Consider the following 9,542-nt stretch of genomic DNA (forward strand, 5'->3'; position numbering starts at 1 on the left):
CGCCGTGGTCGACTTGGACGCCGTGGTCGACTTGGAGGCGGTGGTCGACTTCGCGGCGCTCTTGGCCGGGGCCTTCTTCGCCGGGGCCTTCTTCGCGGGAGCCTTCTTGGCCGGGGCCTTCTCCGCGGTCGCCTTCTTGGCCTGGGCCGCCTGGGCCTCGAGCTTCGCGGCACCGCTCTGGACCTCGTCCGAGGCGGCGTACGCGGCGTCCTCGACCTTGTCGGCGGCCTTGTCGGCGGCGGTACCGGCCTCCTCGGCGGCCTGACGGGCGGCCTTGGACACGCGGCCCGCGGCCTTCACGCCGATCGACCGGGTCTGGCGGGCGACCGTGCCGAGCGCGTCCTCGCCCAGCTCGACCTGCTCCTCCATGGCGCCGGCCGCGCGGGCGACCTGCTCGTTGACGCGGGCCAGGCCGGCCTCGAGCTGCGGGTTCTCCTCACGCAGGCGGGACACCACGTCCTCGCCACGGGCGGCGAGCCCACCGTAGATCCCGGCCGCGACCTCGACGTAGGCGTCGGCGACCTTCCGCAGCTCCTCGGGGCGGAACCGGTTGACCAGCTCCTCGACCTCGGCCGGCAGCGCCTGCACGCGATCGGGGACCTCGGTGACGCGGTTCTGCACGTCCGCCACGCGCTCGGTCACCCGGTTCTGCACGTCGGTCACGCGCTCGTTCACCTTGGTCTGGGCGTCGGTGACGGCCTCCTCCGCGCGACGACGGAGGTCCGAGACCAGCCCGGACACGGCCTGGACCGCGAGGTCGTTCACGCCGACGTAGGCGTAGACCGGGGTGCGCACGGCGGACAGCGCCTGACCGAGCGGGCCGCTCGGCGCGGTGTCCTTGGGGTTGGCCTGCGACTCGGCCTGCGCGGCGGCGGCCTGGGCGGGGGTCTTCTTGGAAACGGGCTTCTTCTGGCTCATGTCGGCTCCTTGATCGTTGTCATGCAGGTGTTGCGGGGTGGGATGTGACGTGGCCCCACGGGGCCGCCGTCGGACGGGCTCAGTGCACGTCGACGACCTGTTCGGCGGCGGTCGCGTTGTTCGTTCGGAACGACTCGTAGATCTCCACGAGCACCTCCCTCTGACGCTCGGTGAGGTCGGGCGCGGTGAGGATGGCGTCCCTCACCGGACTGCCCTCCTTCAGTTCGAGGATCCCGGCGCGGGCGTAGAGCACCTCGGCGGACAACCTCAGACCTCGTGCGATCTGACCCAGCACCTCAGCGGACGGCTTGCGCAGCCCACGCTCGATCTGACTCAGATACGGATTGGAGACGCCGGCACGCTCGGCGAGCTGCCGGATGGACACCTCGGCGGCCTCCCGCTGGGCGCGGATGAACGACCCGATGTCCTGCGACTCGGAGATGCGCTTGTCGTCGTCACCCTGCGGGGCGACGTCGTCGTGACGGGGGACCTCGCCGGTCGGCTTGGCCCTCCGCGCGAGGGTCGCAGCGGTCGGTTCGACCGCCTGCGCGGCGGTCGACCCGGGCTTCCTGCCGGTCTCCCGGCCACGTTTCTCGGCCATGGAGTCCACCTCCCCTCGCCGTGCGTCTCACGTCGTCTGAGGACAACGCTAGCAACGAGTGCTAACTGCAGCAAGCGGCCGGAGCGGTGTGATGGGTCACAGGCTCGCGGCGGGCCCCCTCAGGGGCCGCGTCAACGAACGGGCAGGTCGAATGAGCAGGTCAGAAGACGAGCAGGGTGAACTGATGGATGATCACGCCGACGAGGGCGCCGACGAGCGTGCCGTTGATCCGGATGAACTGCAGGTCCTTTCCGGCGAGCAGCTCGATCTTCTCGGACGCCTCGTCGGCGTCCCACCGCTCGACGGTATCGGCGATGATCGAGGTCACCTCGCCGGCGTAGTTCACCGCCACGTACGCCGCGGTGCGGGTCATGTAGTCGTCGAGGCGCGCCCGGACCTTCTCGTCGCCGACCAGGAGATCGGCCAGCCGGCGCAGGAGGTCGTCGATCTTCACCCGGAGGGTCGAGGAGGAGTCCTCGGTGGCCTCGACGATCATCCGCTTGGCCGCCGTCCAGGCGGAGGCCGCCGCCCGACGGACCTCCTCGCGGTTCATCACCTCCGCCTTGAAGATCTCGAGCTTGTCCATCGTGGCCGGGTCCTGCTGGAGGTCGCGGGCGAAGTCCTCGACGAACCCGATCAGGGCAAGGCGGACCGCGTGCTGCTTGTCCACCTTGATCTGCCAGGTCCACTCGCGGAGCTCGCGGTAGGCGCGGTCGGAGAGCAGCTCGTTGACGAACTGCGGCGCCCAGGTGGGCGCCTTCTCGCGGACCCAGCGGTCGATGGTCTCCGGGTTGGCCTCGACCCACCCGTGGGTGCGGTCGGCCATGAGGTCGAGGAGAGGCAGGTGGCGGCCCTCCTCGAGGAGCTCGGCCAGGATCCGGCCCGCGGGCGGTCCCCACTTCGGCTCCGCGATCCGGGCGACGATGGTCCGCTCGATGATCGCCGTGGCGTCCTCGTCTCGCAGGACCGCCAGGACGGACCGGATCGCCTTGGCCGCCTGGTCGGAGGCGATCGCACGGTGGTCCTCCTCCTGGAGCCACTCGCCCGCCCGCGCGGGGATCCGGGCGCTGCGGACCTTCTCGCTGACCATCTCGGGATCGAGGAAGTTCTCGCCGACGAAGGTGCCCAGCGAGGTCCCCAGCTGGTCCTTCTTCTTGCGGATCAGCGCCGTGTGGGGGATGGGGATCCTCAGCGGGTGACGGAACAGCGCGGTGACCGCGAACCAGTCCGCGAGGCCACCGATCATCCCCGCCTCGGACGCCGCGCGCACGTACCCGGCCCACGCCCCGGCGCCGTTGGACAGCGAATACTCCGCGAAGAGGAAGATGATCCCGGCCACGACCAGGAACCCCGTCGCGACCAGCTTCATGCGGCGGAGCGCAGCCCTGCGCTCCGCGTCGGTCGCCGGGTCACCCGCGACCAGGGCGGAACCGCCCGCCGCGGCGACCGGGTCGAGCGTCAGTGTGCGTCCTTGCGCCCGTACTTGCGGAACCCGATCATGCACACCGCGAGTCCGATGACAAAGACGACGACGGTGGCCACGACCGCGGCCACGACCAGACCGAGGGACACGTCCATGTCGTCGGTGTAGAAGGCGAGCGCCGTGATGGGCAGACCCAGCATGCTCATCGACAGCAGCATGATGGCCGAACCGGCGTAGATCTCGGTCGAGTACAGCGGGTAGGTGGGCGCCACCTCGGTCGCGTACTTCGGGTAGTACTCCTCGACGATGGCAGCACCAGTGTGCTCGAGGGTCTGACCGGCCATGATGTCGTCCTCTTTCGTCTACTACCGATCCCGGACGCGGCGGCCCGGGAGTTGCTTGACCCGATTCTATTGGAACCTCAGGTCCCGCGGGCAACCGCCCGGCGGATTCGTCGCGCCGCGGTGACCAGGTTGCGCAGACTCGGCTCCAACTGCCAGGTGTAGCGGGTCTTGAGCCCGCCGTCCGGGACCGCCCAGAGGCGGTCCACCCCCACCGCCGCCACCGCCTCGAGCAGCCTCTCATGCAGCAGATCGATGTCCGGGACGAAGCCGGATCGAGACTCGTACACACCCGGGGCCACCTGCCGCGTGAGGGTGTGGTCGGTGAGGGCGTCGAGGACCCAGTCGATCGACCGGGTCGCGACGATCGCGGTCACGTCCGCGTCGAGCCCCTCGATCGCCTCCTTCATGACCTGGAGCGACGAGTAGCTCAGGTGCGTGTGGATCTGGGTGTCCGGCCGGGCACCCGCCGACGCCAGGCGGAACGTCGCCACCGCCCACTCGAGATAGGCCCGCCTGTCCGCGCCCCGCCGCGGCAGCAGCTCGCGGAGGGCCGGCTCGTCGATCTGGACGATCGCCAGCCCAGCCTCCTCCAGGTCCGCCACCTCGTCGCGGATCACCAGCGCCAGCTGGGTGGCCACCTCGGGCAGCGCGAGGTCCGTCCGACAGAAGGACCGGGCGAGCATCGTCACCGGCCCGGTCACCATCCCCTTGACCGGCCGGTCGGTGAGGGTCTGCGCGTACCCCGTCCACTCGACCGTCATGGGCGCGGGCCGGGCCACGTCCCCGTACAGGATGGGCGGGCGCACACACCGGGACCCGTAGGACTGCACCCACCCGTGCCGGGTCGCGGCGAACCCGTCGAGCAGTTCCGCGAAGTACTGCACCATGTCGTTGCGCTCGACCTCACCGTGGACCAGGACGTCCAGGCCGATGTCCTCCTGCAGCCGGATCACCGAGGCGATCTCCTCCCGCAGGTAACCGCAGTAGCGCTCGTAGTCGATCCGGCCGTCGGCCAGGTCCCGGCGTGCCCGACGGATCTGTACCGTCTGCGGGAACGAGCCGAGGGTCGCGGTGGGGAGGATCGGCAGCCCCAGACGCTCCGCCTGCAGAGGCGCCCGCTCCGCGTAGGGCATGCGGACCTTGTCGTCGTCGTCCACCGACGCCGTCCTGGCACGCACGTCCTCCCTGCGCGCACCGGGCCGCACCGGCAGCGGCCGCCAGCGCGGCGTGGGCCCGTCCACCAGCGCGTCCGCCAGTGACACCACCTCGGCGACCTTCTGTCGCGCGAAGGCCAGCGCGTCCTCGAGTTCCGCGGGCAGGTCCACCTCGGCCCCGACGTCGTAGGGCAGGTGGAGCAGCGTGCAGGACGTCGAGACCACCAGGTCGGCGAAGGTGGCCTTGAGCTGCCTCAGGTAGTCCAGGACCTCGAACTTGTCCGTGCGCCAGACGTTCTGGCCGTCGACCACGCCGGCGTAGAGCCGCTTTCCGGCCAGTCCCGGGATCGCCGCGAGTTCGTCCGCGGGCCGGTAGCCGTGGACCAGATCCAGACCGATCGCCTCGATCCCCGTGGACGCGAGCGCGGGCAGCGCCCCGGCCAGGTCCCCGTACTGTCCCGTCACCAGGATCCGCGGGCGGCTGGGGACCGCGGACAGCCGGTCGTAGGCGTGCCGGACCTGCTCGACCTCGGCCGGCGTGCGCTCCATGGTCATGCAGGGTTCGTCGAACTGCACGCAGGTCACGCCCGCCCCCGCCAGCGCCTCCAGCAAGGCCTCGTACTGCTCGAGCACCCGGTCGAGCAGCGCGATCGGCCGGAAGCCGGGGGCGGCGGTGGGTGCGGGCTTGCTCAGCAGCAGCAGCGACACCGGGCCGGTGATCACGGGCCGGATGTCGATCCCCAGCTCGTGGGCGCGGGCGACCTCCGCCAGCAACTCCGCCGGTCGCAGGCCCAGGACGGAGGAGTCCTCGAACTCGGGCTGGCGGTAGTGGTACGGGGTGCCCTGCAGGGCGACCAGTTCCAGGGGCGCCACGTCGGCACGGCCGCGGGCGAGCGCGAACTGCGTGTCCAGCGGGGACAGGTCACGGACCAGGTCCCGGAAGCGGTGCGGGACGGCGCCGATCAGCAGGGCGTCGTCCAGGACGTGGTCGTAGAAGGAGAAGGTGTGTCCCGGGATCTGCGTGAGCCCGGTGTCGCGGAGCTCCTGCCAGGTCGACTCCCGGATCCGGCGCCCCACGGCGAGGAGTTCGGACCGGGTGCCGTCACCGTGCCAGTACCGTTCGAGCGCGCGTTTGAGCTCGCGGCGCGGGCCGATCCGCGGGTAGCCCAGCACGCTGGACGCACGGCTCAGGGCGAGGTGCGAGCGTTCGAGCTCGGTGGCCACGGCGGTCAGCGGGCGGCTCGGGTAGCGGCGCCGGGCACGTCGTAGCGGTAGAAGCCGTGGCCGCTCTTCTTCCCCAGCCGTCCGGCCTCGACCATGCGCAGCAGCAGGGGTGGCGGGGCGTACAGCGGTTCGCGGAACTCGGTGTACATCGAGTCCGCGATCGCCTTGACCGTGTCCAGGCCCACGAGGTCGGCCAGGGAGAGCGGACCCATCGGGTGGGCGCACCCCAGCACCATGGCCTTGTCGATGTCCTCCGGGGTGGCGAAGCCGGACTCGGCCATCCTGATCGCCGAGAGCAGGAAGGGCACGAGGAGCGCGTTGACCACCGCTCCGGACCGGTCCGCGGAGTGCACCACCTGCTTGCCCAGGACCTGTTCGGCGAACCCCTCGGCGCGATCGCGGACGGACTCCCCCGTCTCCAGCGTGCTCACCAGCTCGACCAGCGGGAGCACGGGGACGGGGTTGAAGAAGTGCATGCCGATCACACGCCGGGGCCGTGCGGTGCACATGCCGAGCTTCATGATCGGGATGGAGGAGGTGTTGGAGGCCAGGACCGCCTCCGGGTCGGTGACCACCTCGTCGAGTTCACGGAACACGGCCGTCTTGGCCGCCTCGTCCTCGACGATCGCCTCGATCACCAACTGGCGATCGGCGAAGTCCCCGAGGTCGGTGGTGAACCGCAGCCGCAGGGCTGCCTGGTCACGCTCGCGCCGGGTGATCTTCCCGGAGGAGACCCCCCTGTCGAGCGAGGAGAGGATGCGGGAGCGGCCCGCGGCGGCGAGCTCCCGGGTGGACTCCCACACCAGGACGTCGACGTGGGCGCGGGCGCAGACCTCGGCGATCCCGGCCCCCATCTGGCCTGCACCGACCACTCCCACGCGGGTGATCGACCCCTGTCCCGGGGCTACCTCGCGGGTGGTGGGCATGTGCGACACGTCCTTCTTCGAACCGGGTGGTCGGCCCGGGCATCGGCCCGGGAGTGCGTGAGACACGACCGGGGGCCGGGGCCGCCTCGAGGAGACGGCCGCGGCCCCCGGTGTGTGGTGGTGCCAGCGTGCTGGCCGCCCTACTCGAGGGCGACCCGGGGGGTCAGTGGAACTGACCCTCCTCGGTGGAGCCCTTCAGCGCCGCGGTGGACGTGTTGGGGTCGACCGTGGTGGCGATGCGGTCGAAGTAGCCGGCGCCGACCTCGCGCTGGTGCTTGACGGCGGTGAAGCCACGCTCCTCGGCGGCCTTGAACTCGCGCTCCTGCAGCTCGACGAACGCGCTCATCTGGTTACGGGCGTAGCCGTAGGCCAGGTCGAACATGCCGTAGTTGAGCGAGTGGAAGCCGGCCAGGGTGATGAACTGGAACTTGAAGCCCATCGCGCCGAGCTCCTTCTGGAACTTGGCGATCGTGTCGTCGTCCAGGTTCGCCTTCCAGTTGAAGGAGGGCGAGCAGTTGTAGGCCAGGAGCTGGTCCGGGAACTCGGACTTGACGGCCTCGGCGAACTGCTTGGCGTACTCGAGGTCCGGGGTGCCGGTCTCCATCCAGATGAGGTCGGAGTACGGGGCGTAGGCCTTGGCGCGCTCGATGCAGGGCTCGATGCCGTTCTTGACGTTGTAGAAGCCCTCGGCGGTGCGCTCACCGGTGATGAACGGGCGGTCACGCTCGTCGACATCGGAGGTGATGAGCGTGGCGGCCTCGGCGTCGGTGCGCGCGATGATGACCGACGGGACGTTCGCGACGTCGGCCGCGAGACGGGCCGAGGTCAGCGTGCGGATGTGCTGGTTGGTCGGGATGAGCACCTTGCCACCGAGGTGGCCGCACTTCTTCTCCGACGCGAGCTGGTCCTCCCAGTGCACACCGGCGGCGCCGGCCGCGATCATGGCCTTCTGCAGCTCGTAGGCGTTGAGGGCGCCACCGAAGCCGGCCTCGGCGTCCGCGACGATCGGGGCGAGCCAGTTCTCCACCGAGGTGTCACCCTCGATGCGGGCGATCTCGTCGGCGCGCAGCAGCGCGTTGTTGATGCGGCGCACGACGGTCGGGACCGAGTTGGCCGGGTACAGCGACTGGTCCGGGTAGGTGTGGCCCGAGAGGTTGGCGTCGCCGGCGACCTGCCAGCCGGAGAGGTACACGGCCTCGAGGCCGGCACGGATCTGCTGGACGGCCTGGTTGCCGGTCAGCGCGCCGAGGGAGTTGACGAAGTCCTTGTTGTTGACCTTGTCCCAGAGGATCTCCGCGCCACGGCGGGCGAGGGTGTGCTCCTCGACGACGGTGCCCTGCAGCTCCGCCACCTGCTCGGCGGTGTAGTTGCGGGTGATGCCCTTCCAGCGGGGGTTGGTGTCCCAGTCCTGCTGGATCTCTGCAGCGGTACGTGCCTTGCCGACGTTCGACATCGCGACTCTTTTCTGTCTCGGGGGCGGACCCGGCTTCGCACAATTGCGAGCGCGGCGTCCTGTACCTGGAAAGGATGCCACACGCATCGCAGCCCGTCTACCTGGGAATTGTGCGAATCTGGCGAGTTTCCTTGCATTGCTTGCGAACTTTGCGAAGAATGTGGGGCACACCACCGACCCGCGGGAGCCGCTGATGACCACCATCCACATGGGTGCTCGCCTGCGCCGCCTGCGCGAGGAGCACGGTCTCACCCAGGCCGCCTTCGCCGAGACGCTCGGGCTCTCTGCCAGTTACCTGAACCAGCTCGAGAAGGACACGCGCCCGGTCACCTCCCGGGTGCTGGCCCGACTGTCCGAGGAGTACGGGGTCGACTCGACCTTCTTCGCCTCCGACGCCGACACGCGGTTGATCGCGGAGCTCACCGAGGCCCTGTCCGACCCCCAGGTCTCCACCGGGATCCCCGCGGGCGACGTGATCGACCTGGTCCGTGCCCACCCGTCGCTGGCACGCGCCTTCGCGGTATTGAACCAGCGGTACCGCAACTCCGCGGACCTCCTCGCGGCCCTCACCGAGAGCCGCAACGCCCTGTCCGACGAGGCGGACACCTTCGCGCTGGCCATGCCGCACGAGGAGGTGCGCGACTACTTCTACCAACGCCAGAACTACATCGACTCCCTGGACACCGCGGCCGAGGAACTCACCACCCGGATCCGCATGAACCGCGGCGACGTCCGGGCCGAGCTCGAGAACCGGCTCGCCGAGATCCACGGCGTCCGGGTGGTGCGCCGCGTGGACCTGCCCGACGGGTTGTGGCACCGCTTCTCCGCCCGGGACCGCCGGTTGGACCTGTCGGCGCACCTGACCGGAGGACAGCAGGCCTTCCGGGTGGCGTCCGAGCTCGCGTTCCTCGAACACCGCGAGCTGCTCGACCAGCTCGTGGCCGACGGCACCTTCAGCTCCCCCGCCGCCGGCGCCCTGGCCCAGCGCGGGCTGGCCAACTACTTCGCCGCGGCCGTGCTCATGCCCTACCAGCGCTTCCTCGACACCGCCGAGGACTTCCGCTACGACGTGGAACGCCTGATGACCTTCTACGCGACGGGCTACGAGACCGTGTGCCACCGCCTCTCCACCCTCCAGCGCCCGGGAGCCTCCGGGGTGCCCTTCAGCTTCGTGCGCGTCGACCGCGCGGGGAACATGTCCAAGCGGCAGTCGGCCTCCGGTGTCCACTTCACCACCTCGGGTGGCACCTGCCCGCTGTGGAACGTCTACGAGACCTTCTCCTTCCCGGGCAAGATCATGCGCCAGGTCGCGGAGCTGCCGGACGGGCGTCTGCACCTGTGGGTCTCGCGCACCGTCACCACCCGGCCCATGCGATTCGGGCAACCCCGCAAGACGTTCGCGATCGGTCTGGGCTGCGAGGCCCGGCACGCCCACCGCACCGTCTACGCGCAGGGACTCGACCTCGCCGACGCCGACGCCGCCACCAAGATCGGGTCCG

The 9,542-nt window shown here is 70.2% G+C and carries 8 protein-coding genes; 1 reads left to right on the plus strand and 7 read right to left on the minus strand.

The features are described from left to right. The 7 genes from G6017_RS08520 to aceA form a co-directional block, all read right to left on the minus strand. Positions 1 to 918: hypothetical protein (locus G6017_RS08520; RefSeq protein WP_182616931.1), on the minus strand; the 918-nt coding region annotated here is incomplete at its 3' end. A 79-nt stretch (positions 919 to 997) separates the two neighbouring features. Beyond that, positions 998 to 1,519 carry a helix-turn-helix domain-containing protein gene (locus G6017_RS08525; RefSeq protein ID WP_187700505.1) on the minus strand — a complete coding sequence of 174 codons (522 nt, stop codon included), beginning with the start codon at positions 1,517 to 1,519 and terminating at the stop codon, positions 998 to 1,000. Between the two features lie 160 nt (positions 1,520 to 1,679). Further along, on the minus strand, positions 1,680 to 2,888 hold the full coding sequence (locus G6017_RS08530) for a DUF445 domain-containing protein (RefSeq protein WP_182616933.1): 1,209 nt from the start codon (positions 2,886 to 2,888) through the stop codon (positions 1,680 to 1,682). Between the two features lie 89 nt (positions 2,889 to 2,977). Continuing rightward, complete coding sequence (locus G6017_RS08535) at positions 2,978 to 3,286, minus strand: hypothetical protein (RefSeq protein ID WP_182616935.1); 309 nt, start codon at positions 3,284 to 3,286, stop codon at positions 2,978 to 2,980. A gap of 77 nt (positions 3,287 to 3,363) precedes the next feature. Beyond that, positions 3,364 to 5,664, minus strand: coding sequence for a 5-methyltetrahydropteroyltriglutamate--homocysteine S-methyltransferase (gene metE, locus G6017_RS08540; protein ID WP_182616937.1), 2,301 nt, complete (start codon positions 5,662 to 5,664; stop codon positions 3,364 to 3,366). Positions 5,665 to 5,669: 5 nt separating this feature from the next. Further along, positions 5,670 to 6,590: a 3-hydroxybutyryl-CoA dehydrogenase gene (locus G6017_RS08545; RefSeq protein WP_182609725.1), complete on the minus strand. Its 921-nt coding sequence runs from the start codon at positions 6,588 to 6,590 to the stop codon at positions 5,670 to 5,672. Positions 6,591 to 6,753: 163 nt separating this feature from the next. Then, complete coding sequence (gene aceA / locus G6017_RS08550) at positions 6,754 to 8,043, minus strand: isocitrate lyase (RefSeq protein WP_182609726.1); 1,290 nt, start codon at positions 8,041 to 8,043, stop codon at positions 6,754 to 6,756. A 193-nt stretch (positions 8,044 to 8,236) separates the two neighbouring features. Between aceA and G6017_RS08555 the strand changes: the two genes are divergently transcribed. Continuing rightward, the coding region (locus G6017_RS08555; protein WP_182616938.1) for a short-chain fatty acyl-CoA regulator family protein at positions 8,237 to 9,542 on the plus strand (1,306 nt) is incomplete at its 3' end.

Source organism: Dietzia sp. B44 (genome assembly GCF_014145245.1).
GTDB lineage: Bacteria > Actinomycetota > Actinomycetes > Mycobacteriales > Mycobacteriaceae > Dietzia > Dietzia natronolimnaea.

Coding starts and splice junctions, on each gene's coding strand:
- G6017_RS08525 (WP_187700505.1), bottom strand. CDS start 1,519: ATGGCCGAGAAACGTGGCCGGGAGACCGGCAGGAAGCCCGGGTCGACC.
- G6017_RS08530 (WP_182616933.1), bottom strand. CDS start 2,888: ATGAAGCTGGTCGCGACGGGGTTCCTGGTCGTGGCCGGGATCATCTTC.
- G6017_RS08535 (WP_182616935.1), bottom strand. CDS start 3,286: ATGGCCGGTCAGACCCTCGAGCACACTGGTGCTGCCATCGTCGAGGAG.
- G6017_RS08545 (WP_182609725.1), bottom strand. CDS start 6,590: ATGCCCACCACCCGCGAGGTAGCCCCGGGACAGGGGTCGATCACCCGC.
- aceA (WP_182609726.1), bottom strand. CDS start 8,043: ATGTCGAACGTCGGCAAGGCACGTACCGCTGCAGAGATCCAGCAGGAC.